This window comes from Serratia sp. Je.1.23.a, from assembly GCF_051129805.1.
Classification (GTDB): Bacteria; Pseudomonadota; Gammaproteobacteria; order Enterobacterales; family Enterobacteriaceae; genus Serratia; species Serratia liquefaciens.
Genome location: NZ_JBCPSR010000009.1, coordinates 46,365 through 60,179, shown reverse-complemented (window position 1 = coordinate 60,179; position 13,815 = coordinate 46,365). Strand labels below are relative to the sequence as shown.

The window sequence follows — 13,815 nt, the reverse complement described above, 5'->3', positions numbered from 1 at the left end:
GCATATGGCACGGGTATTCATTGTCGGGGCAACTGGGTTGGTGGGTAATGCACTGTTGCATCTGCTGCAGCGTGATCCGCAGGTCACGGCGATCGTGGCGCCAACGCGCAGGCCATTGCCACCGCACGAAAAATTAGAGAACCCGGTGGGGGATGATTTGTTTGCGCTGCTGACTGAATGTGAACAGCCGGTCGATATGGTGTTTTGCTGCCTGGGGACGACCCGCCGCGAAGCCGGTAGCGACGCTAATTTCCATTATGTCGATTACACCCTGGTGGTGGAAAGTGCGCTGACTGGCCGTCGGTTAGGGGCGCAGCATTGTCTGGTCGTCAGTGCGCTAGGCGCGAACAGGCGCTCTACGTTCCTCTATAACCGCACCAAAGGGGAAATGGAGCAGGCGCTGCGTGAACAGAATTGGCCGCGCCTGACGCTGGTGCGGCCATCCATGCTACTGGGGTCACGGCCCTCGCCGCGTTTGCTGGAGCGCCTCACCGCGCCGCTGTTTAAATTGCTGCCCGGCAAATGGCGAGCGGTGAGTGCCAAAGACGTGGCGCAAACCCTGCTGGAACAGGCGTTCAGCCCTAGCAACGGCGTTAGGGTGCTGGAATCCGATCGGCTGCATTGTTACCGCAGTGCACGCTGAGATTATCGAACGCCAGCTCCAGGCCAGGCGGCAGTTCATTGTCCGTCAGCCACAAATCGAGATGATGGCTGATGTGCGTCAATAGGGTACGGCCTGGTTGCAAGCGTTGCTGAATTTCCTGCGCACGGGTCAAATCGTTGTGGTTACGCGGTGCCTGCGGCTGAGGGGGCAGGCTGCAATCGAGCACCAGCAAATCCAACGGCACTCCGCGTAGAAAAGCGTCGGTATCGGGCGGCAGGCCGACGGTATCGGTCAGGTAGGCGAGCGATGCCCCTGCGGCCTGGATCAGATAGCCCAGCGTGATTTTTGAATGCTGCAGCGGTAACGGTGTGATGCGCAGCCCGCCCAGTTCAAGGGGTTCGAAGGGGGTTAACGGCGGTTGAAACGCCAGAATACCAGGGTGTTTGAACAGGTCATCGCAGCCCTGCTCGTCTGCCGGACCATAGACGGGAATAAAATTTCCGCACCCCCAACGCAAAGGAAATAACCCCTGTACGTGATCCATGTGGTAATGTGTCAGTAAAAAACGTTGAATTTCCCCCGCCGAAAAACGCCGTTCCAACGACGGTAATCCTGCATCCAGCAAGGTCGTTTCCCCCTGAAATTTGAGCATGGCGCTGCACGGTCGTCGCCGAAACGCCGGCTCGCGCCTCGCCCGCTGACAGACCAGACAATCACAGCCAAACACCGGGATCTGTTGCGCGCCACCGGTGCCGAGAAACGTCAGTTGCATGTCGTCACTCCCGATTATAAATACTTCTCCGCGAAGGCATGGATATCACGGAAATCCGCCAACCGCTGTTGCAGCGTCTGGTGGTCCCAGTGCCACCACTGGCTGCGCTCAATGCGTTCGATCAGGGCGTCGTCGAAACGCATGCCGATCTTTTTGGCCGCTACGCCGGCGACAATCTCATAGGGGGCGACATCTTTGGTGACGACCGCCGCGCTGCCGATAACGGCACCGTTGCCGATGCTGACGCCGGGCATGACGATGGCGTTATGACCGATCCAGACGTCGTGGCCGATAGTCACATGCTGTTCGCGCCGCCAGTCGAAGAACGCTTCGTCGTCTTCTCCCAGGTCATACTCTGAAGCGCGGTAGGTGAAATGGTGTTGGGCGATACGCTGGTAACTGGGGTGATTGCCAGGATTGATACGCGCATAAGAGGCAATCGACACGAATTTGCCGATGGTGGCGTAAAAAATCTGGTTGTGTCCGGCGGTATAGGAGTAGTCACCCATCTCCACCTCTTCCAGAATCGCATCGTCGGCCAGATGTACATATTGGCCTAAGCGACTGCGGTTAAGCGTCACGTTGTTACCGATTCTCGGCTGCGCAGCATCGTTCATGGCACGGCATCCTGTGGTTGTTTTGCCAAAGAGGGCAGCAGCGCCAACAGCACCGCCAGCGTGTCATCAAGGTTGCCGTCGTTATCCAACCGTCGGCAACCGGCAGGGAGTTTTTCCTGGTACTCTGCCGCACGCGCCAATCGTTGTTCGATCTGCTCGGCATTTTCGCGTCCGCGGTTTTGCAGCCGCTGGCGGAGAATATGCGTACTGACCTGCAGGCAAACCGGCAGCAGCTGTGCGCCATAACGCTGCTGCGCCTGCAATAAGTGAGCGCGCGAGCCATTGACCACCACATCGATCCCCTGCAGCAACCAAAGATCCACTTCGATCCCAAAAGCGTAATGATGCTGGTGCGCGTGCCAGTCGAGGGCGAACAGGCCTTTGGCGCGGCGGCGCAAAAATTCGGGTTCACTGAGCGCAATATGGTTCTCGCAGCCGGCGTCTGCCGGCCGGGTGATATAACGGTGCGCCACCAGCGGCGCACTGTCGGCATGGGCGCGCAGGGCGGCCAGCAGGCTGTCTTTCCCGGCCCCGGAAGGCCCCATCAGATAGATAAGCTGTGCCATCAGAACACCTGCTTGCCCTGGCGCCACACGTTCTGCACGTAGATATGCTCGCCGTGCGGCCGCGCCAGCACCAAATCTGCCCGTAATCCTTCGGCGATCGTCCCGCGATCCTGCAAGTCCAGCGCTTTCGCCGGGTTGCGGGTGATCATCTGCACCGCCTGCGGCAAGCCGTAGCCGTTGCGCTCGTCGGCCGCGATACGAAATGCCGCATCCAGCAGGCTGGCCGGGTAATAATCGGAAGACAGAATATCCAACACCCCCAACGCCGCCAGATGGTGCGCTGCCACGTTGCCGGAGTGGGAACCGCCGCGCACGATATTCGGTGCCCCCATCAGCACCTGTAATCCTTGCTGATGCGAGGCCAGGGCCGCGGCTTCGGTGGTGGGGAATTCGGCAATGGCGCTGCCCAGCGCACAGGACTCGGCTACGTGTTCGGCGGTCGCATCGTCGTGGCTGGCAAGAGAGATCTTGCGTGCCCGGCAGTGAGCGGCGATCGCTTCGCGGTTTGGCGTGGCCCAGCGAGCGGAAAGCCCGATTTGCTGCTCCTCAAAGTCGCTCATCTGCTGGTCATTGAGGTTGTATTTGCCCTGATAGTATTCGCGGTATTTTTCTCGCGAAGCGAACTGGCGCTGACCCGGCGAATGGTCCATCAACGACACCAGAGACACGCCCGGCTTGTCCATCAGCTGTTCGAACAACGGCAGGGTACTGTCGTGCGGCAGTTCGCAGCGCAGGTGCAACCGGTGTTCGGCGCGATTCACCCCCGCACGCTGGCTGTGGATCACCGCGTCGATCATTTTTTGCAGGTTCTCCAGCCGGTGACCGCCGTCGCGTACGTCGCCAATGGCCACTGCGTCCAGCACGGTGGTGATGCCATTGGCCACCATCAATGCATCATGGCTGCTCATGGCCGAATGGGCCGGCCAGTCGACGTTAGGGCGCGGGGTGAAAAACTTGTCCAGGTTGTCGGTGTGTAATTCAATCAGGCCAGGCAGCAACCAGCCGCCTTCACCGTTCAGTGCCTGGGGTAACTGACTCGGCGTATCGGCAAAACTGCGGATCGTGCCGTCGCTGATCTCCAGCGATCCTTCGACAACCTGATCTTCCAGCACCAGCTTCACGTTATTGATGATCATCAGAGGATCTCCAGCGCCTGTGGCGCCTGCATGTCATATAACCGGTCGGCGACCTGCTGACGGACGCCCTCATCATGAAAAATGCCGACGATAGCCGCGCCGCGCCGTTTGGCCTGTTCGATCAAGGCGACCACTGCCGCGCTGTTGCGGCTGTCGAGTGACGCCGTGGGTTCGTCCAGCAGCAAAATCGGATAATCGACAATAAAGCCGCGCGCAATGTTCACCCGCTGTTGCTCGCCGCCGGAGAAGGTCGAAGGCGCCAACTGCCACAGACGCTGCGGCACATTGAGCTGGTTAAGCAAGGTTTCGGCGCGCTCACGGCATTCGGTGCGATCGGCACCCTGTTCCAGTAACGGCTGCATCACGACGTCCAGTGCGCTGATACGAGGGATCACTCGCAGGAACTGGCTGACCCAGCCAAGGGTATGACGGCGAACCGCCAGGATTTGGCGCGCTTCGGCCTGCACCATGTCCAGCCATTCCCCCTGATGGTTGACCCAGATATGGCCGCTGTCGGGCAGATAGTTGGCATACAGCGAGCGCAGCAGGGTTGATTTTCCGCTGCCGGAATGGCCGTGCAGCACCACACACTCGCCGCTGCTGACCGTCATGTTGGCGTCGTGCAACACCGGCAGCCGCGTGCCGTGCTGCTGGTGGAGCACAAAGGTTTTGCTGAGGTGTTCAACCCGGATTTGAATAGTCATCTGTTATTACCTTGAGTTACGACAGCACCGAAGAAACCAGCAGTTGGGTATAAGGATGGTGTGGATCGTCCAGCACCCGGTCGGTCAGGCCGCTTTCCACCACCTCGCCCTGTTTCATCACCAGCAAGCGGTGCGCCAGCAGGCGCGCCACGCCGAGATCGTGGGTGACGATCACCGCTGCCAACTGCATTTCCACCACCAAAGTGCGCAGCAGATCGAGCAGCCGTGCCTGCACCGAAACGTCCAGACCACCGGTGGGTTCGTCCATAAACACCAGCTTCGGGTGGGTTACCAGATTGCGGGCGATCTGCAAGCGTTGCTGCATACCACCGGAAAAGGTGGTCGGCAGATCGTCAAGGCGCGACAGCGGGATCTCAACGTCTTCCAGCCACTGCCCGGCCTGACGGCGGATGTCGCCATAGTGGCGCTGGCCGATGGCCATCAGCCGTTCGCCGATGTTGCCGCCGGCGGAAACCTTGGGCCGCAGCCCGTCGAGCGGGTGCTGATGCACTACGCCCCAGTCGGTGCGCAGCAGGCGGCGGCGATCGCTTTCCGCCATCGCATATAAATCATGCTGTTGCCCGGCCTGCGGACGGTAGAGGATCTGCCCTTGCTGTGGCGCCAGCCGCGCAGAGATCGACTTCAGTAGGGTGGTTTTGCCGGAGCCGGATTCGCCGACGATGCCCAGCACTTCACCGGGGTAGATATCGAAAGACACATCGCTAAAGCCTTTGCCCGGCGCGTACAGGTGGGTCAGGTTAGCCACCGACAGCAGCGGCGTGGTGCTCAGAGGGGTGGAAGTCATCAGTGCTGCGCCTCTTGCGAAGGTTGCGCCAGTTGCTGCTGGCAGTAATCGGTATCGGAGCAGACGAACATGCGGTTGCCCTGGTCGTCGAGCACCACCTCGTCCAGATAACTGTGGCGCGAGCCGCACAGCGCGCAGGGCTCGTCCCACTGCTGTACGCTGAACGGATGATCGTCGAAGTCCAGGCTCTCCACTTTGGTAAAGGGTGGCAGGGCATAGATACGTTTCTCGCGTCCGGCCCCAAACAGCTGCAGCGCCGGCATCATGTGCATTTTCGGGTTATCGAATTTGGGGATCGGCGACGGATCCATCACGTAGCGGTCATTGACCTTCACCGGATAGGCGTAGGTGGTGGCGATGTGGCCGTAGCGCGCGATGTCTTCGTACAGCTTCACCTGCATCACGCCATACTCTTCCAGCGCATGCATTTTGCGGGTCTCGGTTTCTCGCGGTTCGATAAAGCGCAGCGGCTCAGGGATCGGCACCTGATAAATCAGGATCTGGTCTTCGCGCAGCGCAGTTTCCGGAATGCGGTGACGGGTCTGGATCAGCGTAGCCTCGGGCGTGCGTTCGGTGGTGGCGACCCCGGCGACGCGCTGGAAGAAGCGGCGAATCGACACGGCGTTGGTGGTGTCGTCGGCGCCCTGATCAATCACCTTCAGCACGTCGGCACGGCCAATCACGCTGGCGGTCAACTGAATGCCGCCGGTGCCCCAGCCGTAGGGCATCGGCATTTCACGGCCGCCGAACGGCACCTGATAACCGGGGATGGCGATTGCCTTCAAAATGGCGCGACGGATCATGCGCTTGGTTTGCTCGTCCAGGTAGCCCAGGTTGTAGCCGGTTAATACTTCACTCATTGCGGGCCTCCTGACGCTCGCTAAATTCCTGGCGTAGACGCTTAAGCAGTTCCAGCTCTGCCTGGAAATCGACGTAGTGCGGCAATTTAAGGTGGGAAACAAAGCCGGCGGCTTCGACGTTATCGGCATGGGCCAGCACGAACTCTTCGTCCTGCGCCGGACTGGCGATGCCTTCGTCGTACTCGGGGCTTTGCAGTGCACGGTCTACCAGCGCCATCGCCATCGCCTTGCGTTCGGCCCGGCCAAACACCAGACCATAGCCGCGGGTGAAATGCGGCGGCTGGTCAACCGGATCGATAAAACCGTTAACCATCTCGCATTCGGTTAGCAGGATTTCGCCGATATCAATGGTGAAACCCAGCTCTTCTGGCGTGATCTCCACTGAAACATAGCCGGTGCGGATCTCGCCGGCGAACGGGTGGGTACGGCCGTAGCCACGTTGGGTGGAGTAGCTCAGCGCCAGTAAAAAGCCTTCGTCACCGCGCACCAATTGCTGCAGACGCGCTGAGCGTGAGCAGGGGTAAACCGGAGGATTACGGGTGATATCGTCCGGTATGCTGCCGTCGTCCTGTTCCGCCAATGCCAGCTGTTGCTGACTGAGCAGATCAAACACGTGGGCACAGTTTTCCGGCAAGGGTTCGTCCGCCTGTGGTGCGCGGGGGGCTTCTCCTTCCGCCAGCAACGCGAAATCCAACAGCCGGTGAGTGTAATCGTAGGTTGGCCCCAGCACCTGTCCGCCGGGCAAGTCCTTGTAAACTGCCGAGATGCGGCGCTCCAGTCGCATATTTTCTGTCGCCAGCGGTTCGCCGATCGCCAGGCGCGGCAGAGTGGTACGGTAGGCGCGCAGCAGGAAAATGGCCTCGACCAGATCGCCGCTCGCCTGTTTGATGGCCAGCGCCGCCAGCTCAGGATCGTAGATGCCGCCCTCGGTCATGACCCTGTCCACGGCCAGCCCCAGCTGCTGCTCAATCTGCAGTGCGCTCAGTTCCGCCACGTTGTCATCGCCGCGCCGCAGCTGTTCTTGTAACTGATGGGCGGCCTCAATGGCTTTTTCGCCCCCTTTAACGGCAACGTACATCAGCACACCTCCACGCGGGTGGTTCGCGGTAACGCCAACAGGCATTCGCCGCAGGTCAGCAGGAAATCCAGCCCCAGCGGGAAGCGCTGCGGGCGGTTAAGCAGGTAATCCAGCAGCGCCGGCGGCAGCTGCGGTGAAATAATTCGTTGATGTTCGATGCCTGGCCCGGTCAGGCGCAGGGCGGTGCCTTGTTCCAGGCTAGCTAACTGCACAATCACCGTAGCGCTGAACTCGGGGGAAATTTCGCTGCCGTGCGGCAATGCCTGTAAATCGGTCGCCTGCAGTTGGCTATCGAACAGGGCGAAACACACCTCTTCGGCGCGCTCGGCCAGCGGTGCGCCACTGTGGAAGCGAATGTTTGTTAGCGCTTGCTCACTTTTTAGCTCAGGACTCAGCTGGATCGGAGTTTCCTGATCCGCCAGGGTCAGCAAGGCAGCGGTACTGGCGGCATTCAGCCTGTCCCAGGTTGGGCTGCCTTGCAGCGTAACCACATGCCCAGGCTCGCTTAACGCCTTAAGAATTAAGCGGAAAGTCTGCTGAGATTGGTCGATCGGCTGGGTAAAACCTGTCAGTAGGCTCATGATTAATCCCCTCGCACCAGCGTAAAGAAGTCCACCCGGCTGGAGGCGACGGCCCTTGCACGCAGCTGGCGTTGCTCGTGTTGCAGCGCGGCCAGCGGCTCTATCAGCTGTTGTTGCAGCAATTCGGCCTGCTCCGGCAGTTGCAGCAGGGCATCCAGCAGCGCGCAGAGTTCGGCATGCGCCTTATCGCGCCCGGCGATATAGCTGTAGCCATAGCCGCCGTTTTCGAGCTGGACCACCGCACGGGTGACGGTCATGTCGCCCAAGACGAAGCGGCGGCCAGTGGCCCCCATGCGCCCCTGCAACTGCGCCAGGCCAATCTCCGGTGCACGGATGCTCTGGTAGCGCGGGTTGATATTCAGCGCCTGCCAGTGGCTGCGCAACTGGGCCGGCTGGCTGTGCGCCAGTACCGACATCCAGCGTTGTCTCGGCTGTAAGGCTTGCATTTAGTGCTCCATCGTCAGTTCAATCATGTCGGCGCGCGCCAGGCTGACGGAGTATTCCGCCACGTTGTCGCTGCCGGTGCAGACGTTCAGGGTGCGCACGCACAGCAGCGGCGCCTGGGTGGCAATTTCCAGCATCCGGCTCTCTTTGGCCTGGGCCCGGCGCGCACTGATGCGTGTCTGGCTGCGGGTCAGCGGCTGGTGGATGTTTGATTCGATAAATTCGTGCAGCGAACCGCTGTGGAACTGTTGTAGCGCCGGCCACCAGTCCAGATCGGGCAGATAGTGGTCGATCAGGCTCATCGGTACGCCGTTAACCCGGCGCAAAGTGCGAAGGTGGATCACCGTTTCACCTTCTTCCCGTGACAACGCGCTGGCAACATGACCATTGCACGGGCGTAGTACAGCGAGTAAGCGCTCACTGGTGGGGTGGCTTCCCTGCTCGAACAGGTTCTGACTGAAACGGGTATTGGCATGCAGCGGGTAGTCGTAGGGGCGCATCAACACCAGAATGCCGATCCCGTGCCGGCGTTGCAGCCAGCCGCGCTCCACCAATTGATCGACTGCACGACGCAGGGTATGGCGATTGACCTGATAGCGTTCCGCCAATTGCTGCTCGGAAGGCAGGTAGTCGCCACAGCGGTATTGGGTGCGCAGCTCTTGTTCCAGCTGCGCGGCGATTTGCTGGTAGCGGGTGGGAAAACTGGTCGGATGTCTAGATAAGTCCATCATAATAAAAAACCTCGGTGGCCATAACGACATAAAAATATGCGGTTTATCGGCATGTCTTACAGTGCTTACCCTGCGGCTTGAAAGACGACGGGTAGGTCCCGTGGTGAAGTTGGCATCATCTTGCAGGCGTCAGATGACAATCGCGTTACGCGTCGGTGGCGAACAGATGAACTATTTTGGACAGGCAGATGATGCGCAGGGGGCCGCTGCGCGCTAAGCTGACGCTATTGATGATTGAACCGAGTTAATCTAAGCCCATGCCACATCCCCTGACTGCAACTGAACACCGCGCACGCCCTTGGCCGTGGTGGAAACCGGCGCTGTTTCTGCTGGTGGTGGCCATCGGCCTCTACTACGTCAAATGGCAGCCTTATTACGGCAAGGCCTTTCTGGCGGCGGACACGCATTCCATCGGCAAATCGATACTGGTCAACGACGACAGCAGCCCGTGGCTGGCGGCCTGGCATTACGCGCTGGTCTATTTCACGGCGGTATGGAAGGCGGCGGTGCTCGGTGTGGTGTTGGGCTCATTGGTGCAGGTGCTGATCCCACGCGATTGGTTGATGCGCACGCTCGGTCATCCGCGTTTTTCCGGTACCTTGCTGGGCGCGGTGATCGCACTGCCGGGCATGATGTGTACCTGTTGTGCCGCGCCGGTAGCTGCCGGATTACGGCGTCAGTCGGTGTCCAGCGGGGCAGCGATGGCGTTCTGGCTGAGTAACCCGGTGCTGAATCCGGCCACGCTGATTTTTATGGGCTTTGTGCTCGGCTGGCAGTTTGCCGCAATCCGGCTGGTGGATGGGGTGATCATGGTGCTGGGCATCGCCTGGCTGGTGCAGCGTGCCACTGCCAGGGATCCGCAGCCGGCGGCTTTGCAAACGCCGCTGCTGCCGCTGGATAAAGCTGACGAAAAGCCGTTTTTCGGCCGCTGGCTCAAGGCGCTGTGGTCGCTGTTTTGGTCCACCATACCTGTCTACATTCTGGCGGTATTGGCGCTAGGGGCCGCGCGCGTTTGGCTGTTCCCGCATGCCGATGGGGCGATAGATAATAGCGTGTTGTGGATTATTGGCCTGGCGATCGCCGGTTGCCTGTTCGTGATCCCGACGGCGGCGGAAATCCCGATTGTGCAGACTCTAATGCTGGCGGGCATGGGCACCGGCCCGGCGCTGGCGCTGTTGATGACCCTGCCGGCGGTCAGCCTGCCTTCGTTGCTGATGCTGAACAAGGCCTTCTCTGCCAAGGCACTGTGCTTGACAGCGCTGTTGGTTGCGCTGTGTGGGATCGTCACGGGCGTGGTAGGAATGGGGTTGGTATAAATTGTTTAATAAATAGTCTTTCATTCGTATTTGCGTTGTCACAAATGTGCTAACGTTGGCAGGTTTTCAGTTGTTAAATATTGAGCGAATGCAGGAGTATCAAGATGGAAAGCCGTATCCAGTTTCGCATTGAGGATGAGACTAAACGTTTGGCGCAGAAAGCCGCAGAAGCCAAGGGGATCACTTTGAGTGAGGCGTGTCGACGTTTGGCTGAGCAAATGGCGGATGAGCAACGGGCCACTGAGCAACATGAAAATTGGTTGAAAGAAAAGGTTGATGCCGCTTTTGCCCGTTTGCATGAAGGAAGTGCGGTCTATCTTGACCAGCAACAGGTTGATGAAAGCATGGATGCCTTTAAGGCAAAAGTCCGAGCGAAATACGACCGAAAATAAGGATCGTTATGCGTGTCGAATGGGATGAAGAAGCGCAACGGGACAGGGAACGTATTTTTGATTTTCTCTATCCTTTTAATCCACAGGCTGCTGAGCAGGCTGATGCTGAGATTGATAAGGCAGTGAAGCGCCTGTTGGATTACCCTGAACTCGGTAAAATTTGGTACAGACAGGCGCGTAAGTTATTGGTCAGCCAGGCTTCGTTATTAGTTTTATACGTTGTTGTCGACGACGTGATTAAGGTTTTAGCCGTTGCTCATCAACGAGAGAAATTCCCCGACATAGAGAACTAACGCAGCTTATGCACCACCTGATTAGCGCTGCCGCGCCAAATCAGCGCCGGATCTTTTAAGTCCTGCACAAACTTTCCGTCAATCAACACGTTAATCCTGTCCACTACCTGCATTTGCTGCGCATCCAGCTCCGCCAGCCGGTAGCCGGTCCACAGCCAGATATCCTTGCCGGGGCATTCGGCACGCACCCGTTTCACCAGTTGCAGCACCGCCGCGACGTTGGCGGGGTGCAGGGGATCGCCACCGGACAGCGACAGCCCCTGGCGCGGAATGCGCGTATCGTTCAGGTCGGCAATCAACCGGTCTTCCATCGTCTGGGTAAACGGCTGGCCGGAGTTAAGCCGCCAGGTACTTTTGTTGTAGCAGCCAGGGCACTGGTGCACGCAGCCGGCAACAAACAGCGTGCAGCGGGTGCCGGGGCCGTTGACGACATCAATGGGGTAATACTGGTGATAATTCATGTGAGGTCTGCCCATCTGGCTATTTTACTTGCCATTTTCCCCCCGGGCAGTGCTCTGAATACTCAGGTACTGCGTGTACGCTCCGTTTCTTCCGCGCTGGCCGAGGGTAAATTGGCGGCGACAATCACGCCCGATGAACAGACTTATGCTCAGCAGGCTTGACGATCTTTGCTTCAGCCGATCTGCCCGTTCCCCAGGTGTTTCACCCGGCGTTTCACCTCTTCTTGCTTGCCGGCATTGAACGGCCTGGCGTCTGGGCTGCCGAGATAACCGCACACCCGGCGGGTGACGGAGACCTTGGATGGCTCGTGGTTACCGCATTTCGGGCAGGTGAAGCCCTTGCTGGTGCAAGAGAATTCTCCGGTAAAACCGCACTCGTAGCATTCATCGATGGGGGTGTTGGTACCGTAATAGGGCACGCGGCTGTAGCTGTAATCCCACACGTCTTCGAGCGCTTTCAGGTTGTGCTGCAGGTTCGGGTATTCGCCGTAACAGATGAAGCCGCCGTTGGCCAATGGCGGATAGGGGGCTTCAAAATCCAGCTTGTCGTAAGGATTGACCTTTTTCTCTACGTCGAGGTGGAAGCTGTTGGTGTAATAGCCTTTGTCGGTCACGCCAGACACCACGCCGAAATCGGCGGTATCGAGCCGGCAGAAGCGATCGCACAGGTTTTCGCTTGGCGTGCTGTACAGGCTAAAGCCGTAACCGGTCTCGGCTTTCCAACTTTCCGTGGCGGCCCGCAGGTGCGCAACGATGGCGATCGCCTTGGCGCGCAGCGTTTCATCGTCGTATACGTGTTGTTCGTTGCCGAACAGGGCGTTGATGGTTTCATGCAGACCGATGTAACCCAGCGAAATAGAGGCGCGGCCATTCTTGAAGATCTCGGCAATGTTGTCGTCTGCCTTCAGGCGTACGCCGCAGGCGCCTTCCATATACAAAATAGGGGCCACGCGCGCCTTGATACCTTCCAGCCGGGCAATGCGCGTCATCAGCGCTTTTTTCGCCAGCAGCAAGCGCTGATCCAGCAGATCCCAGAAGCGGCTTTCATCGCCCATGGCCTCCAGCGCAATACGCGGCAGGTTCAGGCTGATCACGCCGATATTGTTGCGGCCATCGTGTACCAGCTCGCCCTCTTCTTCGTAAGTGCCGAGGAAGCTACGGCAGCCCATCGGCGTTTTGAACGAGCCGGTGACTTTCACCACCTGATCGTAATTGAGAATGTCTGGATACATGCGCTTGCTGGCGCATTCCAACGCCAACTGCTTGATGTCGTAGTTCGGATCGCCGTACTGATGATTCAGGCCGTCGCGGATGGCGAACACCAGTTTAGGGAATACCGCCGTTTTACGGTTTTTGCCTAGCCCGGCAATGCGGTTACTCAGGATAGAACGTTGGATCAAGCGTGATTCCCAAGAGGTCCCCAGCCCGAAACCGAAGGTGACGAATGGCGTCTGGCCATTGGCGGTGTGCAGGGTGTTGACCTCGTATTCCAGCGACTGGAAGGCGTCGTAACACTCTTTTTCGGTGCGCGCCATGGCGTAACCTTGCGCGTCAGGGATCTGCCACTGTTCGGCGACCTGCTGGTGTTTGTTAAAGCTTTCGGTGACGAAGGGCGCCAGGATCTCGTCGATACGGTTAATGGTGGTGCCGCCATAAATATGGCTGGCCACCTGCGCGATGATTTGCGCGGTCACTGCGGTAGCGGTGGAGATCGACTTCGGGGGTTCAATCTCGGCGTTACCCATCTTGAAGCCGTTGGTCAGCATGCCCTTCAGGTCGATCAGCATGCAGTTGAACATCGGGAAGAATGGCGAGTAGTCGAGATCGTGGTAGTGGATCTCGCCTCGCTCATGGGCCAGCACTACGTCACGCGGCAGAATGTGCTGCTTGGCATAGTGCTTGGCGACGATCCCGGCCAGCAGATCGCGCTGGGTGGGGATCACCTTACTGTCTTTATTGGCGTTTTCATTGAGCAATGCCACGTTGCTTTGCTCGACCAGGCCGCGGATCTCCTGGTTTAACCGTCCACGCAGTTCACGCGCGACGTCGCGATCGTGACGGTACTCAATATAGGCCCGCGCCAGCTGCTTGTATTCGCCGGCCATAAGCTGGTTTTCCACTGCCCGCTGGATTTCATGGATATCGACGCGCGGCTGCTGTGATATCTGTTGAGCGACTACGCGGGCGACGGTTGCGCAGTAGTCCGCATCGACGATCCCCACGGCCAGCGCGGCCCGCTCGATCGCTTGCCCAATACGTGCCTCGTCAAAAGGTACCTGACAACCGTCCCGTTTAATCACTACTGGTTTCACGTTGTTACTCCTTGTTCCCCGAGGGAGCGTTGATGCCCTGCCTTGCAGATTTCAGCCTGAAAGCTAGCGGGTATCGGTATGATTTCAGCTTATCCACAGGGCCATGCCGCAGCACGCAAGGGCTGAGGCGATGTGTGGATGAT

Annotated in this window: 17 protein-coding genes; 4 read left to right on the top strand and 13 right to left on the bottom strand. The window is 59.0% G+C overall.

Annotated features, from left to right (window positions below; all coding sequences use genetic code 11):
- The first annotated feature begins 4 nt into the window (after positions 1–4).
- Positions 5–643, top strand: coding sequence for an NAD(P)H-binding protein (locus AAZT04_RS23480; protein ID WP_434681993.1), 639 nt, complete (start codon positions 5–7; stop codon positions 641–643).
- On the opposite strand, the gene phnP is transcribed toward AAZT04_RS23480, so the two are convergent.
- From phnP to phnF, 11 genes are read right to left on the bottom strand one after another with little or no spacing between them, the layout of a single operon-like run.
- Positions 594–1,376 (bottom strand): phosphonate metabolism protein PhnP, encoded by a 783-nt coding sequence (gene phnP / locus AAZT04_RS23475; protein WP_041414151.1) that lies wholly within the window; start codon positions 1,374–1,376, stop codon positions 594–596. The two genes, AAZT04_RS23480 and phnP, sit on opposite strands and share 50 nt — an antisense overlap.
- 14 nt (positions 1,377–1,390) lie before the next feature.
- Positions 1,391–1,993 (bottom strand): DapH/DapD/GlmU-related protein, encoded by a 603-nt coding sequence (locus tag AAZT04_RS23470; protein WP_261135918.1) that lies wholly within the window; start codon positions 1,991–1,993, stop codon positions 1,391–1,393.
- Complete coding sequence (gene phnN / locus AAZT04_RS23465; protein WP_434681990.1) at positions 1,990–2,559, bottom strand: ribose 1,5-bisphosphokinase; 570 nt, start codon at positions 2,557–2,559, stop codon at positions 1,990–1,992. The genes AAZT04_RS23470 and phnN overlap by 4 nt, the downstream gene beginning before the upstream one ends.
- Positions 2,559–3,695: an alpha-D-ribose 1-methylphosphonate 5-triphosphate diphosphatase gene (gene phnM / locus AAZT04_RS23460; protein ID WP_020824976.1), complete on the bottom strand. Its 1,137-nt coding sequence runs from the start codon at positions 3,693–3,695 to the stop codon at positions 2,559–2,561. The genes phnN and phnM overlap by 1 nt, the downstream gene beginning before the upstream one ends.
- Positions 3,695–4,399 carry a phosphonate C-P lyase system protein PhnL gene (gene phnL / locus AAZT04_RS23455; RefSeq protein WP_044553987.1) on the bottom strand — a complete coding sequence of 235 codons (705 nt, stop codon included), beginning with the start codon at positions 4,397–4,399 and terminating at the stop codon, positions 3,695–3,697. Before phnL ends, phnM begins: the two co-directional genes overlap by 1 nt.
- 16 nt (positions 4,400–4,415) lie before the next feature.
- Positions 4,416–5,204, bottom strand: coding sequence for a phosphonate C-P lyase system protein PhnK (phnK, locus tag AAZT04_RS23450; RefSeq protein WP_020824978.1), 789 nt, complete (start codon positions 5,202–5,204; stop codon positions 4,416–4,418).
- Positions 5,204–6,064 (bottom strand): alpha-D-ribose 1-methylphosphonate 5-phosphate C-P-lyase PhnJ, encoded by an 861-nt coding sequence (locus AAZT04_RS23445; protein ID WP_020824979.1) that lies wholly within the window; start codon positions 6,062–6,064, stop codon positions 5,204–5,206. The genes phnK and AAZT04_RS23445 overlap by 1 nt, the downstream gene beginning before the upstream one ends.
- A complete protein-coding gene (locus AAZT04_RS23440) occupies positions 6,057–7,142 on the bottom strand; it encodes a carbon-phosphorus lyase complex subunit PhnI (protein WP_434681987.1) in 1,086 nt (361 codons plus the stop codon). Before AAZT04_RS23440 ends, AAZT04_RS23445 begins: the two co-directional genes overlap by 8 nt.
- On the bottom strand, positions 7,142–7,723 hold the full coding sequence (phnH, locus tag AAZT04_RS23435) for a phosphonate C-P lyase system protein PhnH (RefSeq protein ID WP_434681985.1): 582 nt from the start codon (positions 7,721–7,723) through the stop codon (positions 7,142–7,144). Before phnH ends, AAZT04_RS23440 begins: the two co-directional genes overlap by 1 nt.
- 2 nt (positions 7,724–7,725) lie before the next feature.
- The gene (gene phnG / locus AAZT04_RS23430; RefSeq protein ID WP_046374634.1) at positions 7,726–8,169 is read right to left on the bottom strand and encodes a phosphonate C-P lyase system protein PhnG; all 444 of its coding nucleotides are present in this window, start codon (positions 8,167–8,169) and stop codon (positions 7,726–7,728) included.
- Entirely contained in the window at positions 8,170–8,895 is a 726-nt protein-coding gene (gene phnF / locus AAZT04_RS23425) for a phosphonate metabolism transcriptional regulator PhnF (RefSeq protein WP_170868571.1), read from the bottom strand.
- 260 nt (positions 8,896–9,155) lie between these two features.
- Between phnF and AAZT04_RS23420 the strand changes: the two genes are divergently transcribed.
- From AAZT04_RS23420 to AAZT04_RS23410, 3 genes are all read left to right on the top strand, one after another.
- On the top strand, positions 9,156–10,214 hold the full coding sequence (locus AAZT04_RS23420; RefSeq protein ID WP_434681983.1) for a permease: 1,059 nt from the start codon (positions 9,156–9,158) through the stop codon (positions 10,212–10,214).
- Positions 10,215–10,318: 104 nt separating this feature from the next.
- Positions 10,319–10,606: a type II toxin-antitoxin system RelB/DinJ family antitoxin gene (locus AAZT04_RS23415; RefSeq protein ID WP_020824985.1), complete on the top strand. Its 288-nt coding sequence runs from the start codon at positions 10,319–10,321 to the stop codon at positions 10,604–10,606.
- A gap of 8 nt (positions 10,607–10,614) precedes the next feature.
- Positions 10,615–10,899 carry a type II toxin-antitoxin system RelE/ParE family toxin gene (locus AAZT04_RS23410; RefSeq protein WP_262259440.1) on the top strand — a complete coding sequence of 95 codons (285 nt, stop codon included), beginning with the start codon at positions 10,615–10,617 and terminating at the stop codon, positions 10,897–10,899.
- Here AAZT04_RS23410 and nrdG read toward each other — a convergent pair.
- Entirely contained in the window at positions 10,896–11,360 is a 465-nt protein-coding gene (gene nrdG / locus AAZT04_RS23405; protein WP_434681980.1) for an anaerobic ribonucleoside-triphosphate reductase-activating protein, read from the bottom strand. The two genes, AAZT04_RS23410 and nrdG, sit on opposite strands and share 4 nt — an antisense overlap.
- 173 nt (positions 11,361–11,533) lie before the next feature.
- The gene (gene nrdD, locus AAZT04_RS23400) at positions 11,534–13,672 is read right to left on the bottom strand and encodes an anaerobic ribonucleoside-triphosphate reductase (protein ID WP_020824988.1); all 2,139 of its coding nucleotides are present in this window, start codon (positions 13,670–13,672) and stop codon (positions 11,534–11,536) included.
- Positions 13,673–13,815 lie beyond the last annotated feature (143 nt).

Bases quoted from the DNA above. Each gene is read 5' to 3' on its own strand.
- phnL (WP_044553987.1), bottom strand. From the start codon at position 4,399: ATGACTATTCAAATCCGGGTTGAACACCTCAGCAAAACCTTTGTGCTC.
- phnM (WP_020824976.1), bottom strand. From the start codon at position 3,695: ATGATCATCAATAACGTGAAGCTGGTGCTGGAAGATCAGGTTGTCGAA.
- phnN (WP_434681990.1), bottom strand. From the start codon at position 2,559: ATGGCACAGCTTATCTATCTGATGGGGCCTTCCGGGGCCGGGAAAGAC.
- phnF (WP_170868571.1), bottom strand. From the start codon at position 8,895: ATGGACTTATCTAGACATCCGACCAGTTTTCCCACCCGCTACCAGCAA.
- AAZT04_RS23445 (WP_020824979.1), bottom strand. From the start codon at position 6,064: ATGAGTGAAGTATTAACCGGCTACAACCTGGGCTACCTGGACGAGCAA.
- phnP (WP_041414151.1), bottom strand. From the start codon at position 1,376: ATGCAACTGACGTTTCTCGGCACCGGTGGCGCGCAACAGATCCCGGTG.
- AAZT04_RS23415 (WP_020824985.1), top strand. From the start codon at position 10,319: ATGGAAAGCCGTATCCAGTTTCGCATTGAGGATGAGACTAAACGTTTG.
- nrdG (WP_434681980.1), bottom strand. From the start codon at position 11,360: ATGAATTATCACCAGTATTACCCCATTGATGTCGTCAACGGCCCCGGC.
- AAZT04_RS23420 (WP_434681983.1), top strand. From the start codon at position 9,156: ATGCCACATCCCCTGACTGCAACTGAACACCGCGCACGCCCTTGGCCG.
- phnK (WP_020824978.1), bottom strand. From the start codon at position 5,204: ATGACTTCCACCCCTCTGAGCACCACGCCGCTGCTGTCGGTGGCTAAC.
- AAZT04_RS23410 (WP_262259440.1), top strand. From the start codon at position 10,615: ATGCGTGTCGAATGGGATGAAGAAGCGCAACGGGACAGGGAACGTATT.
- phnH (WP_434681985.1), bottom strand. From the start codon at position 7,723: ATGAGCCTACTGACAGGTTTTACCCAGCCGATCGACCAATCTCAGCAG.
- AAZT04_RS23470 (WP_261135918.1), bottom strand. From the start codon at position 1,993: ATGAACGATGCTGCGCAGCCGAGAATCGGTAACAACGTGACGCTTAAC.
- AAZT04_RS23440 (WP_434681987.1), bottom strand. From the start codon at position 7,142: ATGTACGTTGCCGTTAAAGGGGGCGAAAAAGCCATTGAGGCCGCCCAT.
- phnG (WP_046374634.1), bottom strand. From the start codon at position 8,169: ATGCAAGCCTTACAGCCGAGACAACGCTGGATGTCGGTACTGGCGCAC.
- AAZT04_RS23480 (WP_434681993.1), top strand. From the start codon at position 5: ATGGCACGGGTATTCATTGTCGGGGCAACTGGGTTGGTGGGTAATGCA.